Origin of the sequence: Verrucosispora sp. WMMA2121 (genome assembly GCF_027460185.1) — a bacterium.
Lineage (GTDB): Bacteria > Actinomycetota > Actinomycetes > Mycobacteriales > Micromonosporaceae > Micromonospora > Micromonospora palythoicola.
The window spans coordinates 1,671,734-1,690,000 of record NZ_JAPZBH010000004.1; the positions used below are offsets into that span (position 1 = coordinate 1,671,734).

The 18,267-nt window shown below is 70.8% G+C and carries 9 protein-coding genes and 2 rRNA genes (1 of these 11 running past the window's edge); 4 read left to right on the forward strand and 7 right to left on the reverse strand.

Annotated features, from left to right (window positions below; genetic code table 11):
- Positions 1–50 precede the first annotated feature (50 nt).
- Genes O7605_RS08490 through O7605_RS08500 form a run of 3 tightly spaced genes read right to left on the reverse strand, consistent with a single transcriptional unit; the run spans position 51 to position 6,819 of the window.
- Positions 51–872 (reverse strand): class I SAM-dependent methyltransferase, encoded by an 822-nt coding sequence (locus O7605_RS08490; RefSeq protein ID WP_216592806.1) that lies wholly within the window; start codon positions 870–872, stop codon positions 51–53.
- Positions 869–5,155, reverse strand: coding sequence for an alpha-(1->3)-arabinofuranosyltransferase (locus tag O7605_RS08495; RefSeq protein ID WP_269738651.1), 4,287 nt, complete (start codon positions 5,153–5,155; stop codon positions 869–871). The genes O7605_RS08490 and O7605_RS08495 overlap by 4 nt, the downstream gene beginning before the upstream one ends.
- The gene (locus tag O7605_RS08500) at positions 5,152–6,819 is read right to left on the reverse strand and encodes a substrate-binding and VWA domain-containing protein (protein ID WP_269737373.1); all 1,668 of its coding nucleotides are present in this window, start codon (positions 6,817–6,819) and stop codon (positions 5,152–5,154) included. The genes O7605_RS08495 and O7605_RS08500 overlap by 4 nt, the downstream gene beginning before the upstream one ends.
- Positions 6,820–7,078: 259 nt before the next feature.
- On the opposite strand from O7605_RS08500, the gene O7605_RS08505 reads away from it, so the two are divergent.
- Positions 7,079–8,239 carry a glycosyltransferase family 4 protein gene (locus O7605_RS08505; RefSeq protein ID WP_269737374.1) on the forward strand — a complete coding sequence of 387 codons (1,161 nt, stop codon included), beginning with the start codon at positions 7,079–7,081 and terminating at the stop codon, positions 8,237–8,239.
- A 76-nt stretch (positions 8,240–8,315) separates the two neighbouring features.
- On the opposite strand, the gene O7605_RS08510 is transcribed toward O7605_RS08505, so the two are convergent.
- Complete coding sequence (locus O7605_RS08510) at positions 8,316–8,477, reverse strand: hypothetical protein (protein ID WP_164449583.1); 162 nt, start codon at positions 8,475–8,477, stop codon at positions 8,316–8,318.
- Positions 8,474–10,192 carry a hypothetical protein gene (locus O7605_RS08515; protein WP_269737375.1) on the reverse strand — a complete coding sequence of 573 codons (1,719 nt, stop codon included), beginning with the start codon at positions 10,190–10,192 and terminating at the stop codon, positions 8,474–8,476. The genes O7605_RS08510 and O7605_RS08515 overlap by 4 nt, the downstream gene beginning before the upstream one ends.
- 236 nt (positions 10,193–10,428) lie before the next feature.
- Here O7605_RS08515 and O7605_RS08520 point away from each other — a divergent pair, with 236 nt between their 5' ends.
- The 3 genes from O7605_RS08520 to O7605_RS08530 all read left to right on the forward strand — a co-directional run bounded on the left by O7605_RS08520 (position 10,429) and on the right by O7605_RS08530 (position 16,010).
- The gene (locus O7605_RS08520; RefSeq protein WP_269737376.1) at positions 10,429–12,747 is read left to right on the forward strand and encodes a hypothetical protein; all 2,319 of its coding nucleotides are present in this window, start codon (positions 10,429–10,431) and stop codon (positions 12,745–12,747) included.
- Between the two features lie 11 nt (positions 12,748–12,758).
- Positions 12,759–14,015: a polysaccharide biosynthesis protein gene (locus O7605_RS08525; protein ID WP_269737377.1), complete on the forward strand. Its 1,257-nt coding sequence runs from the start codon at positions 12,759–12,761 to the stop codon at positions 14,013–14,015.
- 180 nt (positions 14,016–14,195) lie between these two features.
- A complete protein-coding gene (locus O7605_RS08530) occupies positions 14,196–16,010 on the forward strand; it encodes a VanW family protein (RefSeq protein WP_269737378.1) in 1,815 nt (604 codons plus the stop codon).
- Positions 16,011–16,356: 346 nt separating this feature from the next.
- On the opposite strand, the gene rrf is transcribed toward O7605_RS08530, so the two are convergent.
- Together rrf and O7605_RS08540 are read right to left on the reverse strand one after the other, a co-directional pair.
- Positions 16,357–16,473 (reverse strand): 5S ribosomal RNA (gene rrf, locus O7605_RS08535).
- A gap of 100 nt (positions 16,474–16,573) precedes the next feature.
- A 23S ribosomal RNA gene (locus O7605_RS08540) occupies positions 16,574–18,267 on the reverse strand; it runs 1,416 nt beyond the window's last position.

The window sequence follows — 18,267 nt, forward strand, 5'->3', positions numbered from 1 at the left end:
TCAATATCGTCGATGTCAATCAGTGGGATGGCCGCGAGGTTACTACCAAGTCACATAGCCACGCGACCCCCGGTCAGCTCTGATTTCTCCACCGCACCGGGCTGCCGTTCACCGGCCCTGCGCAGTACGAGCACGAAGTTCCACGCCGCCACCTCGCGGACGCCGGGCACCCGGATCACCCACCGCGCCCACCACGGGTGATAGCGCGGCAACGCGTCCAGCACCTCGACGTCACCGTTGCCCCTGGCCCAACGCAGCGTGTCCGAGATCGAGACCGGAAACAGCGTCTCCCGGTAGCGGTTCTTGGGCGGTCGGCCCATCCGCCGCTCGTAGCGACGGCGGGCCCGGTTGCCGCCGAGGTAGTGCCAGGGCGCCGTCTCGTGGCCACCCCACGGCGACAACCAGGGGGTGTACGACACGAAGATGAGCCCGCCGGGCCGGGTCACCCGCACCATCTCGTCGAGCATCCGGGGTGGCTCGGCGACGTGTTCGACGACGTTCGACGAGAACGCCACGTCCACGCTGCCGCTACGGATCGGCAGCGCCGTGCCGCTGCCCCGCAACATTCCCGCCACCGACTCGCCGGCCGCGGAGAAGTCCCCGACGTCCGGGTCCAACCCGAGGTAGCGGGCACCGGCAGCTCGGAAGGCGGCCGCGAAGTATCCCGGGCCGCCGCCCACGTCGAGCAGTGTCCGGCCGGCCAGCTCGGCGTAGCCGGACACCTGACGTACCGAGTCGGCGGCCAGCAGTCCGTAGAAGTGGTCGGGGTCGGTCTGCTCCACCAGGAACGCCCGGAACAGGGCCACCGACCGGCGCAGGGAGGCGAATCGGCGTCGCTCCGCCCGCCGCGTACGGTCGTCCGCTGCCGTCACCGCGCCACCGTCCCGTCCTCGTCCTCACCCCGGCCGACGGCCGCCTCCGGCGGCCCACCGGACGTGCCCGGCGTCACATCATGCGGGATGGTCGGCTCGGGGCGTACACCGGGGACCGGGACGACCGCGGCGACCACCGCGCCGATCGCGACCAGCATCGCCGCCTGCACCCACGACCGGTAGGCCCAGTCCTGTCCGTGGCCCTGCAACCGACCGGCCACGGCGGTCACGGTGGCCACGGTCAGGCCGCCGAGCACCACCACCGGCAGCGCGCGTACCGCCAGTTGTCGCAGCAGCATCGCGGCCAGCACGATGGCCACCGGAAGCACCCCGCCCAACACGGCGAGCAGCACCACCAGCAGCACCCCGATCACCCAGGCGGGAGCCTCCGCCGCGATGGCGTCCGCCGCGTCCCCGCCCGGCACCGCGGCGTCCCCGTCGGTCGTCGTCCGGCGGCGCACCGGCCAGGCGGCCAGCACCAGCACGGCCGCCACCGCCACCGCGCCGGCCGCCAGACCGCCCCGGTACGCCCGGTCAGGGGCGAAGACGAGCCGGACCTCACCACCGGCGCCGGCCGGCAGCACCCAGGCCTGCTGCCACCCGTCCGCCCGGGAACTGGCCAGCGTCTTTCCGTCGAGAGTGGCCGTCCAACCGGCGTTGGCGTTCTCCGGCACCACCAGCAACGCCTGCTCACCGGCGGCGACCCGGACGGTACGGTCGGTCGCCGCCCAGTCGAGCACCGTCACCTCCCGGTGCCGGGGCCCGGGGCGCGCCTCGGCCTCCGGCCGCAGCGTCGCGTCCTGCACGACGAAGCCCGCCGACGGCGACGTGGCCAGCCGCTGTCCGCCCGCCGGCAGGTCCAGCACCGCACCGTCCTCGCCGCAGATGCCGACCGGCACCGGCCGTCCGGCCAGCACGTCCGACAGGCTGGCCGAGATCGAGGTGTCGTACCGGAAACCGCCCAACTCGACGGTCGGCCCGTCACCGCAGCGCTCCACCACCACCGCATCGGTGTCGACCGGGCTCAGCAGGCTCGCCAACGCCGGGATCTCCACCTCCGCGATGCCGGCCGTGGCGGGCCAGCCGTTGCCCCGCAGATCCGCCAAGCGCTGCTCGGTCTCCCGCACCACGATCTCGAGCCGGTCGGTACGCACCGCCGGGAAGCGGACCGTCCCGTCGGCCTCGACCGACACCCGCACCTCGCGGCCGGGCGTGTGGATCTCCACCTGTCGTGGCAGCGATCCGATCGGCAACTCGCTCCCCCGCAGCCGCAACCGGTCGACACGACGCTCGCCGGACCAGCTCAGCGTCAGGGTGGGACGCAGGTCCCCGGTGCCGGCCAGCCAGGCCGTTCCCGGGTCACCGTCGATCGCGGCGTACCCGGCGACCGCCGGGTCACCGCTCAGCCGGGACGACGAAGCAGCCCGCACCTTCGTACCGGACAGCGTCAGCTCACCACCCGGCCGCGGCACCGCCGTCAGCTCCAGCCGATAGGTGCCGGCGGCCGGGTTGCGGAACAACCGGTCCAGGCCCAGTGGTTCCTCACCGACCCGGGCGAGGAACCGGTCGCAACGGATCACCGTGCCGTCCGGCCGGGTGGACGCCCCACCGGAGCCACCGGCGGGCACCGCCTCCGGGCCGGTCCGCCGCGCCGGATAGCACGCCGGGCGGTCCGCCGGCCCACGGCTGAACGCCCAACTGACCGGTGTCGACAGGTCGTCCGGCAGATCCGCCGGGGCCCGCAGCGCGCGGCGTGGTTCGGTGTCCGGAATGGACATCTCCTCGATGCCGACGGCACCGTCGAGGCGGCCGCCGGCCACCGACAGCACCGTCACCCGGATCCGGCTGGTGGGGCCGGGCAGCGTGTAGTACGAGTGACCGCCCAGCGTGGGCGCCACCTCATGATCGACCGAACCCCGGTCCGTGGTGAGCCGGAACCGTTGCACCGGCCAGCCCACCGCCAGGTCGCTCACGAACGCGAGTCGCACGCTGTCGACCTGGCGAGGGGTGTCCAGATCCACCTGGAGCCACTGTTCGACCGGCCCGACCAGCGGTGCGGAGTGCCAGGCCGTGCCGCGTTCCCCGTCGATGGCGGCGAACGGCAGGTGCGACGGGTCGGCCGGGCCGAAGCTGTCCACGAAGCTCGCGGCCGACGACGCCGTCACCGCACGGATGCCCTGGTAGGTCGCGGTCGTCTGGTGCTGCTCGCCAGGGAAGGGCAGCACGTCGAGGGCGACCCGGCGCTGTCGTCCCGCCTCGTTCGCGGTCAACGTCTGGGAGAGGTTGTCCCGGACCCGACCGATGTCGCGCTCCCGGCGGCGTAGGCCGTCCGTGACGATCCACCGGTCACCCACCGCGTCGTCCGGAGACGTGGCCCGGTCACCGGCGAGCACCACGGGCCGGTCCCGCTCCACCACCCCCTGTTCCAGCAGGGGAAGCAGCGACTCCGGACCGCCGCTGACCGTCGGCACGTCGGCGGTCAGCACCGCCGAGGCCGGCGGCACCGGCCGCCGCACCTCGTACACCTCGATCGCCGCCGGGGAGCCGGCACCGTCGTCCACCGGGCTGCCGAGGGTCCGGGACAGCGCCTCGGTGGTGCCGAAGGTGGCCACCCGGGCGATACCGGGCGAGTCGGCCAACGCCCGACGCAGCACCGTCACCGGCGGCGCGTCGACCTGGGTCCGGTCGAGGTCGTTCCGCAGCAACAGGTGCCGGAAGCCGGAGCGGGCGAGCAGGTCGGCCAGGCCGGCCGAGCCCCGGCCGCTGGCCAGTACCTCCTCGACGCTGTCCATCATCCGGGTGTTGCCCGCCGACCCCAGCGGGATCTGGTTGCGCACCGCCCACGGCGCCTCGGCCAGCGCCTGCAACGGCTCGTCGACGGTGCGTCCCCAGTCGTACTGTCCGAAGCCGGAGCCGGGCACCACCAGCGTGCGGGCCAGCGCGTCGCGGTCGGCCAGCCAGGTCGCCGCCGATCGCCAGTGCGGCGGCAGGTCGGACCAGCCGGGGCCGGGACGCAACAGGCCCAGCCACGCCGGTGCGGCCGCACCCAGCACGAGCAGCAGCACCGGCACGAAGATCAGCGGACGCAGCCGGATCCCGGGCCGGCGGCGGGCCAGGGCGTGATGCATCCGGGTGGCCACCGCGTCGACACCGTGCGCGAAACCGAGCATCAGCGGCAGCCGCAGCACCGGGTCGAGCTTGTGCACGTTGCGGAACGGCGCCAACGGCCCGTCCAGCAGATCACGGACCACCCCGGAGAGCGGACTGTCGACCGCCCCGACGTAGCCGATGGTGAGCAGGGTCAGCCCGGTGAGGAACCCGGTCACCAGGAAACGCCGCTGCGGCAGCAGGTTGCCGGCCAGCCCGGCCAGCCCGATCAACGCCACCACCGCGGTCAGCGCCATCAACACCGGATGGTCGATCAGCAGCCAGCCCGCCGGCCACCACGGCTCGCCCTGCACGATGTACGCGACCCACTGGTTGGTGCCGCGTACCGCCTGGAACAGGGAGGCCACCGCGGTGGTCGTGGTGGACGACTCGATGTAGTCGAGGAAGGGGAGGCTGTACTGGCCGAGCAGCAGCAGCGGCACGATCCACCACAGGCAGACCCCGACGACCCCGACGCACCACCAGGCGACCAGCCGTACGTGCTGCGCGTCCCACCGTCGGGTGAGCAACCAGACGCCGGGCAGCAGCAGGGCCATCAGCACCACCGCCGCGTTGATCCCACCCATGCCGAGCACGGCCAGCGCGGAGAGCGCCGCCGCCCGGCGCGGAGAACCGATCCGGCGTACGGTCACCAGCGGCAGCAGCACCCAGGGCAGCATCGAGGCGGCCAGCGCCTCCGAGGAGAGCGCGCCGACCTCGGTGAGGATCCGCGGGGCCAACGCGTAGCCGAGCGCCGCCGCGTACCGCGTCGGTTCGGTGCCGATGTGCAGCGCCCGGGCCAGCCGCAGCAGCCCGTAGAAGGCGGCGACCAGCAGCAGTGTCGTCCACAGCCGCTGCGTGATCCAGGGCGGTACCGCCAGCCACTGCCCGGCGGCGAAGAACGGTCCCATCGGGAACAGGTAGCCGTACGCCTGGTTCTGCAACTCACCCGAGGTGGCTTCCGGGTTCCACAGGTGCAGCGCCCGGGCCATGAAGTGGATCGGGTTCGCGGCCAGGTCGAGTTTGGTGTCGAAGGTGACCTGACCGGGTCGCTGGCCGAAGGCGATCGCGGTGAGCAGCAGCAGCGACAGCACCGTGCCGGGCGAGCGGCGCAGCCGCGCCGGAATTCCCCTCATCGGCGGCACTCCGGCGGCAGGCAGCTCAGGTCGGCCAGCGCCGAGAAGAAGATGCGCCGCATCCCGCCCGGCTGCTCGGTGACGAAGACCCGCCCGCCGGTGACCTTCGTGATGGCCTTCAGCTCCTCCGGGTCGATGTCCGCACCGAGACCGATGAAGATGATCGGCAAGGGGCGGCGTGGTTCCTGCAACCGCTTGAGTTCGGCCAGGAAGTCAGCGCGGCCGATGCTGTCGTCGTCCTCGTTGCGCCCGTCGGTCATCACCAGCACCAGGTTGATCCGGCCCGGCGTCCAGTTGCGGCGCGCGTCGCGGTACGCGGCCAGCGTGCTGTCGTACAGTCCGGTGCCGCCCTGTGGTTTGACCCGGATCTCGGCCAACGCCTCGGTCAACCGTTTGCGCTGGCTACCCAGTGGGCGAACCGGCAGGATCTCGCGGTGGTCCCGGTCACCGTCGACCTTGGTGGAGAAGGCCCAGATGCCGAGTTCGCTGTTGTCCAGCAGCAGCGCCGCCCCCTCCCGAGCGGCCCGCACCGTGGCGTCGAGTCGGGTGCCACCGGCGGGTACCGGCGCGGCCATCGAACCGGAGATGTCCAGCAGGGTGAGGATCCGGGCGCTGCGCTGGACGCCGCTCCAACCGGTCAGCACGTCGCTGACCGTCTGCTCGGCGGGCAGCGGCACCGGCCGACGTTCCTCGGCCCGCAGCCGGTCGTCATCCGGCATGGCCGGCGGGAAACCGGCCGCGGTCCGGAAGCCGTAACCGGCGAACACCTCCCGGGCCTCGCCGGTCAGCAGCGTGTCGAGGAACGCGCCAGCGGCGTCACGGGCCCGCCCCTGCGCGGCGGGCAGCACCACGTACGGCAGGTCCAGCCAGGGCACGTCGACCTCCGGGTACGCCGCCACCAGCTTGCCGCTGGCCGCCAGCGCGTTGTGTTCCAGCACCGCCTGTTCGCTGGCGGCGACGACGCTCACCCGGCCGGGCAGGTCCTGGTTCGGGGTCAACGAGCTGGTTTCCTCGGCCGGGCTGAAGGTCCGCTCGGCGAGCCGACGCAACGTGGCCGCCACGGTCGCGGCCGAGTCCCGGTTGTCGTCGGCCAGTGCGCGGGCGCCGAGCAGGGCGCCGACCCCGGCCGGATCGGCCGCCGGATCGGGCAGCCCGACCTGGACCGCTTTCGCCCGGGTACCCAGGAGCGACGCCCAGTTCAGCGGCTTGTCCGGCCAACCGGATCGCCGTGCGATCCGGTCGGTGACGGCCAGCACGACCGGGGTGCTCGCCACCGACGTGCCCTGTCCGGGTACCTCGAAAGCACCAGCGGCACGGGCCCGGCGCAGCCAGAACGTCGACTCCGGCAGCCACGCGTCGGCCACGTCGCCGTCGTCGGCGAGTTCCCGGGCGACCGCCACCGACGGTCGGGCCCGCACCTCGACGGAGACGCACGGTTGGCTTCCGGCGTTGGCTCGCGCCACCCGGTCGAGGGCCGGGGCGATCACCGGAGCGGCCACCACTCGGAGCCGGACCTGTTCGACGCAGGTCGGGGTGCCCCGATCAGCCCGGATGTACGACACCGCCGCCCAGCCGGCGAGCAGCAGCGCGAGGGCGGCACTGAGCAGCACCACCGGTGAACGGCGGGACAGGACGCGCGCCGGCGCGGGACGGTCGGCAACCACCGCCGCCTCACCTCCTCGTCACGCCTACGGACGATGTCCCACCGCAGGTCACAACACCTGCCGCGACGACATCGGGCACCAGACGCCGGGCATCGCACGCGGTTGCGCTGCACACCCTGCCAAGGTTTCGGCCCGTCGGCAAACCCCTCGTCCCCGACCCGTTACCGGATCGTCGCCGCCAGATCTGCCCATTGCGCAGCCGGGCCGGACCGCCCTAGGGTGGCGCGATCGTGCTCACTTACTCACCAGTAGGAGCAGCGTGGACAACACCGACACCCCCTCCCGCCACGTCCTGTTCCTCAACTGGCGAGACACCACCAATCCCGAGGGCGGCGGCTCGGAGGTCTACATCGAGCGGATCGCCGCCGAGTTGGTCACCTTCGGTCACCGGGTGACTCTGCTCTGTGCCGCCCACGACAACGCCGGGCCGGCCGGGACCACCGAATCCGGCGTACGCGTGCTGCGGCGCGGTTCGCGGATGACCGTGTACCTCCGGGCGGCGCTGGTCTGCCTCGCCAGCCGGTTCGGCCTGGGCCCGCTGAGCCGACGAGGTCTCGGCCGACCGGACCTGATCGTCGACGTCTGCAACGGCGTGCCGTTCTTCGCGCCGCTCTACGCCGGGCGGCCGGTCATCGCGCTGGTCCACCACGTGCACCGGGAGCAGTGGCCGGTGGTGTTCGGACCGTGGATGTGCCGACTCGGCTGGTGGATCGAATCCTGGCTCGCGGTACGGCTCTACCGGCGGTGCCGCTACGTCACGGTCTCCGAGGCGACCCGCGCCGAGCTGGCGACCCTCGGCGTCGACGCCGAACGGATCGACGTGGTACCCAACGGAACCCCTCCGGTGACCGGTCCGTCCCTGCCCCGCACCCGCAACCCGTCGCTGCTGGTGCTCGGCCGCCTGGTTCCGCACAAGCGGGTCGAGATCGCCCTGCGTACGGTCGCCGAACTCGCCGCGGAGCTGCCCGAGTTGGAGCTGGTGGTGGCCGGGCAGGGGTGGTGGGAGGAGCCGCTGCGCGAGCGATGCGCCGCCCTCGGCATCAGCGACCGGGTGCGGTTCACCGGCTTCGTCAGCGAGGAGGAGAAGCACGCCCTGCTCTGCTCGGCCTGGCTCGCGCTCACCCCGTCCCTCAAGGAGGGCTGGGGCCTGACCATCGTGGAGGCGGCCGCCCGCAGCACCCCGACCGTGGCCTTCAGGTACGCGGGCGGGGTCGCCGAGGCGATGGTCGACACCGAGACCGGCCTGCTGGTCGACGACGAGCGGGAGTTCACGGCGGCCGTTCGGGAACTGCTCGCCGACGACGTCCGACGCAAGGCGATGGGCGAGGCGGCCCTGTCCCACGCCGCCCGCTACACCTGGACAGCGACCGGCGCCCGGTTCGCACAGCTGGTCACGGCGGCAACTCCGCGCAGCGGCTGATCAGCCGGGCACCCGAACGATCCTGGACACGACGAAAGGCGCCCGCGTACTGCGGGCGCCTTCGCGCCGTTCGAGGTCAGCGCGTGCCGTACAGCGGGGCCTCGGTCTGCTCACTCACCTTGGTGTTGGCAGCCTCCTTGGCGGACGGGCTGAGCACGTTCGCCAGACCGACGCTGCCGAGCATGCCGAGCACGACCCCGAGTACCCCGACGGCGACGAACGCGGGCAGGTTCCTCATCCACCTTCTCCTTCCGCGGGACTCGCGTGCCGGGACGCTACCACGCGGTAGCACAATCGCGCAGTGCCCGAAAAAACGAGGACCAGCACCACCGTTCCGGCCAACAGGTGCGCCAGGCCCACCGGGCCGGGACGGCTCGGCCGCGCCGCCGGACGCCACGCCGGATTCTCGTACAACGTCAGCTCGGCACCGGCGTACACCGGCCGCAGTCCGGCCAGCGTCGCCGGGTCCGGGGTCGGGCCGGCGGCGCGCTGCACCAGCACCCAGCGCGGGCCGGCCGCGGCCACCGGCTCGCCGGCCACCAGCAGCTCACGCAGCCGGGCGGCGCGCGGGTCCTCACCGGCGACCGCGGTACCGTCCACCCGCAGCGTGTCGTCGATCAGGACCGGCACGCCGAGGTAACGAGGCGCCGGATCGATCACCACCCGGCCACCGTTCCACGCGTAGCTCTGATACTCCTGGAACGGCAGCGACACCACCTCGCCCGGCCGCTCGTCGACGAGCCGCGCCACCGTCTCCCAGTCCGCCGGCCACGCCACCGGCCGCAGCCGTCCCGCGCCGCCGACGGCGAGGTCGGGCAGCACCGCCAGCGGCAGCAATGCCGCGCCGGCCAGCAGCACCCGCCCGGTGGCCTGGTCGAACCGGGTCGCGAGGCGTCCCGCCAATCGCTCCGCGCCGAGCGCTCCGGCGACCACCAGCAGCAGCACGTACGGCATCAGCAGCTTCTGCCCGTCGCGGAGCAGCCCGGCACCGGGCACGGCGGTGACCAGCCAGCCCAGCAGGCTCGCCCCACCGGGCAGCACCCCGAGCGCGGCACCCAGCCACGAGGCGACCGCCAGCAGGCCGAGCCGACCGACGACCGGCGCCGACCAGCGGCGCCACAGCACCGGCACGCCGTACCCGGCGACCGCCAGCACCAGCAGCGTCGCCACGGGTATCAGCCATCCGCCGCGGGACGCCGGGGTGGCCTGTCCGTTCCAGATTCCGCCGGTGCCGGCCAGCGCCACCAGCGGCCCCGCCCAGTTCTCCGCGCGGGCGGCGAAGACCGCCACCCCCACCGGGTCGGAGCGGCCTGAGCCCGTACTGACGAACCCGGCCACCAGCCACGGCGCGTTCAGCAGCAGCGTCGTACCAATCCCGGTCAGGGCGGTCCGGGCCGCTCCCGAGTACCGCCCGACCAGCAGCACGGTGACCACGACCAGGGCGAGCAGCCCGCCGGTCGGAGTGATCGCGGACGCCGCCGCGGCCAGCAACAGCCGACGCAGGGCACCCCGCTCGCCGTCACGCACCCCGATCGCGGCCCGCACCAGCCAGGGCAGTGCGGCGTACGCGACCAGCAGCCCCCACTGCCCGATCAGCAGCCGCTCGGCCAGGTACGGCGTCCACGCGTACCCGAGGGCGGCCACCACCCGCACCCCGACCCGCTGCGTCGGCACCAGCCGCGCGGCGCCCAGCGCGGCCAGGTAGAGAATCGCCACCAGCACCAGTCGTTGCAGCAGCCACCCGGGGAGCAGCTGCGAGACCAGCGCCACCACGGCGTCCTGCGGGACGGCCCGGGGCAGGGCCGTGGCCGGGGCGATGACCTCCCAGCTCAAGGCCGGCCGGGGCACGAAGACCATGTCGTAGCGCAGCACGTACCCGGGCAGGGCCAGCGGCGCCAGCACCACCGTCGTCACGGTGGCGGCCACCACGTGCGGCACCAGCCGTTCCCGCATCCGTCGACCTCACCACTGCCGGCGCGCGGCGATCGGCCGCGCTGGTGGCGGCCACTGTACGCGGCCGTGGTCGGGCCGATGACCATCGAACCATCCGTTGACCTGATGTAAGGCGCGACGGTCGGTGTGGCAGTGTTCCCGCCATGGCAGCGAACCCTTCCCCGCCTTCCCTCACGGTCGACCGGACCGTTGGTCCGGACGCGCCGCGCCGGGACCGGGTTGATGCGGGTTCGTCGATGCCCACGGGGGGTGCCCCGGCGGCGGAGGGCACCGGCGGTTGGCTGGGTGCGGACCGGATCCGGACGGTGGCGCTCGCGATCGTCGCCCTCAGCGTGCTGTGGCGCGCCCAGTTGGCCTCGCGCGGCTTCCTGGCAGCCGACGACTACGTGATGATCACACAGGCGGCCGAGGCCGACCTGACCGTCGGGCACCTGCTCACCCTCTACAACAACCACCTCATGCCCGCCGGCCGGCTGATCACCTGGCTGATCACCGAACACCTCGGGATGGTGTACTGGCCGTACGTGCTGCTGATGGCGCTCGGCCAGGCGATCCTCGGCATCGCCTTCCTCCGGTTGCTGCGCCGGCTGCTGCGACCGTCCTGGCTGTTGCTCCTGCCGCTCGGCGCGCTGATGTTCAGCCCGTTGACGCTGGAGGCCACGTCGTGGTGGGCCGTCGGGGTCAACATGCTGCCGATGCAGATCGCCATGGTGCTCGCGGTGAGCGCACAGGTCAGCTACGTGCAGACCGGGCGCAAGCGGCATCTGCTGACGCTGGCCCTGTCCGTGCTGCTCGGCCTCGTCTTCTTCGAGAAGGCGATCCTGGTCGTCGCGCTGGTCTTCCTGCTCACTGCCGCCCTCTACGCCGACGGCGGCTTCTTCCGTACCCTCTGGATCACCCTCCGCCGCTGGTGGCCTTCCTGGTTGCTGCTGACCGCGCTGTCGCTCGGCTTCCTCGCCGCCTACCTGATCAACTCGGAGTCCTCGCTGCGGCGGCCGACATCGGTCGGCGAGGTGTTCACCTTCCTCACCCAGATGCTCGGGTCCACCGTGATGCCGGGCCTGGTCGGTGGGCCGTGGCGATGGCTGGGGGCCGGGGACGGCGCACCGGTCGCGGCACCACCGGAACTTGGCAGGTGGGTGGCCTGGACCCTGGTCGTGGCCCTGATCGTGGCGACCGTACGCCGCCGTCGTCGCGCCGGCCGCGCCTGGCTGCTGCTCGGGGCGTACCTGGTCCTGGTGGCGGGCATGCTGGCCGCGACCCGACTCGGCTCCACGTTCAGCGGGGTCGCCGGTGGCGTGCCCCGGTATGTCAGTGACGTCGTCGTGGTGGCCGCCATCTGTCTCGGCGTCGCCGTGGTCGGGCTGGCCCGGCCGTCCCGGGGCACCAGGGAAACCGAACCGGCAAACCTCGACATCTCGCCAGCGGGACCGGAGGTCCACCCGAAACCAGCGGACGTGACGACTCCGGACCGCACCGTGGCCGTACCGAGCAGCGCCCCGACCGCACCGGACCCCGTGTCGTCCACCCCGCCGGCCGGCTCGACCACACCGGTGCTGGCCGAGTCGGTCCGGACCGGGCCACCGAGACAGGTGGTGGCGAGGCTCGGCGTCATCCACGCGGAAGCTCCCGTCGACCCCGAGCCGCAGCCCACCGCAGCAGCCGAGCCGGTGCCGTCGGTGCTGACCCCCGAACGCGTGCCGGACGGTGCGGCCGGCGCAGTCGACAGCCCGGGGCCGGTCGCCAGCCAGCACCCGGCCGGTGGGCCGGATCCGGGCGACGCCACGGCTCCATCGGCGTCCCCGCGCCAGGCCGTCGAGCAACCGGCCGAGCCGGAACGGCGACCGCTGGTCGCCGACTCTCCTCCTCCGCCCGGGCTGTTCGGTCCGCTGCCGGAGCGCTACCGGGAGGCGGTGCACGTCGTGCTCGCCCTGGTGCTCGTCGCCGTCTGTTTGGGCACCGTCTGGACCACGTCCCGGTACAGCGACGAGTGGGCGGCCAAGTCCGGCAGGTCGTACGTCGACACGGTGCGGATCGAGATGGCCAGCGCGCCGCCGGACACCGTGTTCTTCGACGGCCCGGTGCCCAACGAGGTCGTGCCCAACCTGTCCTGGCCGTACAACCTGCAGTCCCGGTTCTTCCGTGCCTTCGGCACCCGCCCCACGTTCGTGGACGAGGCCGACAACCTGTCGGTGCTGGACTCCCTCGGCCGGATCCAGGTGGCCACGGTCATCGGCAGCACCATCCAGCCGGGACCACAGGAAGGCTGCGGCTACCTCGTCTCCGGCGGGCAGAGCGTACGGATGCCGCTCAACGAGCCCCGTCAGGACTGGCACTGGGTGGTCCGGATCGGCTATCTCAGCTCGACGACCGGCACGGCGACGCTACGGCTCGGCACCGGCACCGCCGAGTTCCCGATCAAGAAGGGCCTCAACCAGCGATTCTTCCGCATCATCGGCGGCGGGGACTCGGTCGAGTTGACCGTGCGCGGGACGGACATCTCGTTCTGCACCAACGAAATCGCGATCGGCAACCCGGCACCGAAGCCCGAGTAGGCCGAGCCGGCATGGCCCAGACCACCAGCAGGGACGTCGCACGGGTGCGACTCGGCGCGGCCGGTGCCGCGGTCACCGTCGCGACCGTGGTGACCAATGCCCTGGCGTACGTCGTTCCGATGCTCGGTGCGCGCCGGCTCACCGCCGCCGACCTGGGCGCGCTGGCGACGGTTCTCGCGCTGGCCGCGATCGCGGCGGTACCCGGCTTCGGTCTGCAGATCGCGGTGGCCGCCCACCGGGCCCGCCGGGGCGCTGGTGACACCCGCCGTCTCGGGTTACGAACCGCAGCCCTCACGGCCGGGGTGACGACTGCCGCCGCACCGGTGCTGACCGTCGCCCTGCGGCTGCCGCTGGCACTCACGCTGCTGCTCGCCACCACCACGTTCGCCACCGTGCTCAGCGGGCGGTGGCTCGGCGAACTCCAGGGGCAGGAACGTTTCCTGCGGCTCGCCGCGGCGATGGTCGCGGTGGCCCTCGGTCGCTACGGGGGACTGGTCGCCGGGCTGCTGCTCGGCCGGGGGCCGGAGGTGTGCCTGCTCCTGACCACCCTGACCGGCCTGTTCGCGCTGCCGCTCCTGGCCCGTCTCGCCAGTTCACCCGAGTACCCGCGACCGGCCGACCCGGCCACGTCCGATCGCCCCGATGTCGTGACCGGGACGTCACCCGCCCGGCACCCCGCCGGGCAGCGACTAGGGGCGCGGCAGGTGATGACGGCGTGCGGCGCGACGCTGGCGATGCTCACCATCTCGTACGCGGACCTGATCCTGGCCCGCCAACTCCTACCGGCGGCCGACTCCGGCGCGTACGCCGTCGGCGCGGTCCTCAGCAAGGGTGCCCTCTGGGCGCCTCAGGTCGTCACGCTGCTGGTGCTGCCCCGGCTGGCCCAGGGTGATCGGCGGGCCCGACTGGTGGCCCTGGCGCTGATCCTGGCGTGCGGGGCGGTCCTGGTGGTGAGTTCGGCGGTCGCCGGCGAGCTGGCCTTCCGGCTCGTCGGCGGCGCCGATTATCTGCACCTGGCAGGGACGGCGCCGATGTTCGCGGCCGTCGGGGCGCTCTACGCGGTGGTCTTCATGCTGGTGAACGATCGGGTGGCGACCGCCGCGCGATGGCCCGCCGCGCCGCTCTGGCTGGCGACGGCCGGGCTGACCGCGGCAGCCGCCCTGGTCGCGCCACGCACCGTGACGGGGGTGCTGAGCTGCTCGCTGACCGTCGCCACGCTGTCTGCCGTGGTGATGGCCTGGCTGGTGTTCGTGCGCGGTCGGCACTGACAGGCGGGACATCCGACCGTCACCAGGAGTGACAATTCGGCCTGCCCGCCACGTTGAACGGGCACGACTGGGGATCCGTGGCGACTCGGGCTCCCCGACGGTGGTTCGGTTGGCTACCGTGGTTCTCTTCCGGAGTAGGATCCCCTGGCTCCGCATGCGGTACGTCGCTAAGAGGTAGTTGTGACGCTGTACGGCGAAGAACGCCCCCCGCCGGCCGACGATCGGCCGACGGTGCAGGTGACTGCGGTCAGTTGGCCGATCGAAGAGCCGGTCCGACCGGCGCCCGTTCCGCCGGACGGCGACCGATCCCGCTCCCGCCGATTCCGGCTGCTGCTCGCCTCCGGCGTGGCCACCGCCGTGCTCGGCTCGGTGGGCGCGGTGGCGGTCTGGGCCTACGCGGGTGACGTCCCGCGCGGCACCAGCGTCCTCGGTACCGAACTCGGTGGGCGCAGCCGGACGGACGCCGCGCGGGAGCTACAGGCGCAGCTGGACCGCCGGGCGGCCGAACTCCAGGCCCCCATCCAGGTACGCGTCGGCGAGCGGACGGCCGAGATCAATCCCGCCGAGGTGGGGCTCACCGTCGACGTGGAGGCCACCGTGGCCGCCGCCGCCGCGACGAGTGCCCACGCCGTGGACCGCCTGGTCGGCTCGCGGGAGGTCGAGCCGGTTGTCTCGGTGGACGTGCCGAAGCTGGAGACCGCGCTGAAGGAGCTCGTGGGCGACCAGGGCCGGAAGATGACCATGCCGGCGATCACCTTCTCTGGTACGAAGCCGAAGGTGCGCTACCCGAAGTCCAGCCTCACCATCGACCCGGAGCATTCCGCCGAGGTCGTCAAGCAGGGCTGGTTGAACGGGCAGCCGGTGACCGTCCCGCTTGTCGAGAACCACCCGGCCACCACGGCCGAGGAGGTTGACCGGCTGGTCGCCGAGCTGGCCGAGCCGGCGGTGGCGGCACCGGTCAAGCTGACCACGGAGCGTGGTTCGGTCACCATTCCGCCGACGGCCATCGCGAAGGGCCTCCGGTTCAAGGCCGACAAGACCGGCAAGCTCACGCCCAGCGTGGACGTCAAGAAGCTGAAGGCCGCGCTCGGCAGCAAGCTCGACACCGTCGAGGTGGCCCCGAAGAACGCCACGATGAGCATCTCTGGCGGCAAACCGAAGGTGAAGGACGGACGGCCCGGCAAGCAGGTCGACACCAGCAGTCTCGGTAGCGACCTGCTCGCCGTCCTGCCGAGCGGCACGGATCGTACGGTCTCCGCCGAGCTGAAGCCGGTCGAGCCGAAGCTGACCGCGGCGAAGCTCCGCAGCCTGGGGATCAAGGAGAAGGTGTCGTCCTTCACCACCAACTTCACCGGCGGGCTCTCCTCGCCCCGTAGCCAGAACATCGTGACGATCGCCAACGATGTGAAGGGCACCGTGGTCCTGCCCGGCGAGACGTTCTCGCTGAACGGTCACACCGGCGAACGCGGCTACGCCCAGGGCTACCGGGACGCGCCGGTGATCCTCGACGGCAAGTTGGTGCCGGGCGTCGGCGGCGGCACCTCGCAGTTCACCACGACCCTCTTCAACGCCTCCTACTACGCCGGCTTGGAGGACGTCGAGCACAAGCCCCACTCGTACTACTTCAGCCGGTACCCGGCGGTCATCGAGTCGACCATCTTCTGGCCCAACCTCGACTTCAAGTTCCGCAACAACACCGAATACGGCGTGCTGATCGACACCTCCTACACCGGCAGTTCGGTGACGGTATCGATGTGGAGCACAAAGATCTGGGACAGCGTGAAGACCGAGTACGGCCCGCGGCGGAACATCACCTCGCCGAAGACCGTCTACCTCGAACCGGGCCCGAGCTGCATCCCCGCCAACGGCAGCCAGGGCTTCACCCAGGACGCGTTTCGGGTGATCAAGAAGGACGGCAAGGTCGTCAAGCGGGAGAAGTTCAGCTGGACCTACAGTGCGGAACCCCGCTTCATCTGCGCCAAGAAACCCGCCTGACGTCCACCGGGCGCCAGCTCGGTCACGGCCCCGCCCGCCTCCGCGCCGGCGGGGCCGTTCCCTGTCGAGGCGCTCCGACGAGCTTCGCGACTATGCCTGACCGACTTCTCGACGGCGCCGCCTACCCAGGTCATCGGGAGACGGCGTCGGAACCATGCGTTCTTCCTGCACCCGGATCTCCAGGCGAGAGCGATAGGCAGCCGGATGCCAGATCTCCTCGAACGAGCCGCTAATCGCGCCGCCGACACCGCGGCGACGAACACGTGCTGGGCCGAGGGCGTAAGCCGGAAGGAGCCCCAACGCGTTTGAGGGCCACCCCATCAGGGGTGGCCCTCAAACGAAGAATGTCCGGCGGTGTCCTACTCTCCCACACCCTCCCGGGTGCAGTACCATCGGCGCTGGAGGGCTTAGCTTCCGGGTTCGGAATGTGACCGGGCGTTTCCCCTCCGCCATGACCGCCGTAACCTTATCAACATGTCAAACAACACCAATTTGCTGACACTATCGTGTCAGGGGTGTGTGTTTGTTTGTTGTGAGTTACACAGTGGACGCGAGCGATCGTTGTAGTCAAGTCCTCGGCCTATTAGTACCGGTCAACTGAACCCGTTACCGGGCTTACATTTCCGGCCTATCAACCCAGTCGTCTAGCTGGGGGCCTTACCCACCCGAAGGTGGTGGGATACCTCATCTTGAAGCAGGCTTCCCGCTTAGATGCTTTCAGCGGTTATCCCTTCCGAACGTAGCTAACCAGCCGTGCCCCTGGCGGGACAACTGGCACACCAGAGGTTCGTCCGTCCCGGTCCTCTCGTACTAGGGACAGCCCTTCTCAAGTATCCTACGCGCACGGCGGATAGGGACCGAACTGTCTCACGACGTTCTAAACCCAGCTCGCGTACCGCTTTAATGGGCGAACAGCCCAACCCTTGGGACCTGCTACAGCCCCAGGATGCGACGAGCCGACATCGAGGTGCCAAACCATCCCGTCGATATGGACTCTTGGGGAAGATCAGCCTGTTATCCCCGGGGTACCTTTTATCCGTTGAGCGACACCGCTTCCACACGCAAGTGCCGGATCACTAGTCCCGACTTTCGTCCCTGCTCGACCCGTCAGTCTCACAGTCAAGCTCCCTTGTGCACTTGCACTCAACACCTGATTGCCAACCAGGCTGAGGGAACCTTTGGGCGCCTCCGTTACCCTTTAGGAGGCAACCGCCCCAGTTAAACTACCCACCAGACACTGTCCCTGAACCGGATAACGGTCCGAAGTTAGATACCCGAATCAACCAGAGTGGTATTTCAAGATTGCCTCCACCCATACTGGCGTATGAGCTTCACCGGCTCCCACCTATCCTACACAAGCCGACTCAAATACCAATGTCAAGCTATAGTAAAGGTCCCGGGGTCTTTCCGTCCTGCCGCGCGTAACGAGCATCTTTACTCGTACTGCAATTTCGCCGGGCCTGTGGTTGAGACAGTGGGGAAGTCGTTACGCCATTCGTGCAGGTCGGAACTTACCCGACAAGGAATTTCGCTACCTTAGGATGGTTATAGTTACCACCGCCGTTTACTGGCGCTTAAGTTCTCCGCTTCGCCCCGAAGAGCTAACAGGTCCCCTTAACGTTCCAGCACCGGGCAGGCGTCAGTCCATATACATCGAATTACTTCTTCGCATGGACCTGTGTTTTTAGTAAACAGTCGCTTCCCCCTGCTCTCTGCGGCCATACAACGCTCCACCCGCGCGGGGCTTCACGTCTCCGGCCCCCCTTCTCCCTAAGTTACGGGGGCAATTTGCCGAGTTCCTTAACCACAGTTCGCCCGATCGCCTCGGTATTCTCTACCTGACCACCTGTGTCGGTTTGGGGTACGGGCCGCTCGAAACTCGCTAGAGGCTTTTCTCGGCAGCATAGGATCACTGACTTCACCTGACTCGGCTCGGCATCACGTCTCAACCTTCATGCACCACGGATTTGCCTATGATGCGGTCTACACGCTTACCCCGGCACAACCACCGGCCGGGCTCAGCTACCTTCCTGCGTCACCCCATCGCTTGACTACTACCCGCCAGGTTCCCACGCTCCCCAACCTCGACCCGAAGGTCTCGGCTGGTTCGGGTGGTTAGCACAACGAGGTTCGTCAGGGACGCTCCTTCGCGGGTACGGGAATATCAACCCGTTGTCCATCGACTACGCCTCTCGGCCTCGCCTTAGGTCCCGACTCACCCAGGGCGGATTAACCTGGCCCTGGAACCCTTGGTCAT

Bases quoted from the DNA above. Each gene is read 5' to 3' on its own strand.
- O7605_RS08495 (WP_269738651.1), bottom strand. From the start codon at position 5,155: ATGAGGGGAATTCCGGCGCGGCTGCGCCGCTCGCCCGGCACGGTGCTG.
- O7605_RS08510 (WP_164449583.1), bottom strand. From the start codon at position 8,477: ATGAGGAACCTGCCCGCGTTCGTCGCCGTCGGGGTACTCGGGGTCGTG.
- O7605_RS08515 (WP_269737375.1), bottom strand. From the start codon at position 10,192: ATGCGGGAACGGCTGGTGCCGCACGTGGTGGCCGCCACCGTGACGACG.
- O7605_RS08520 (WP_269737376.1), top strand. From the start codon at position 10,429: ATGCCCACGGGGGGTGCCCCGGCGGCGGAGGGCACCGGCGGTTGGCTG.
- O7605_RS08525 (WP_269737377.1), top strand. From the start codon at position 12,759: ATGGCCCAGACCACCAGCAGGGACGTCGCACGGGTGCGACTCGGCGCG.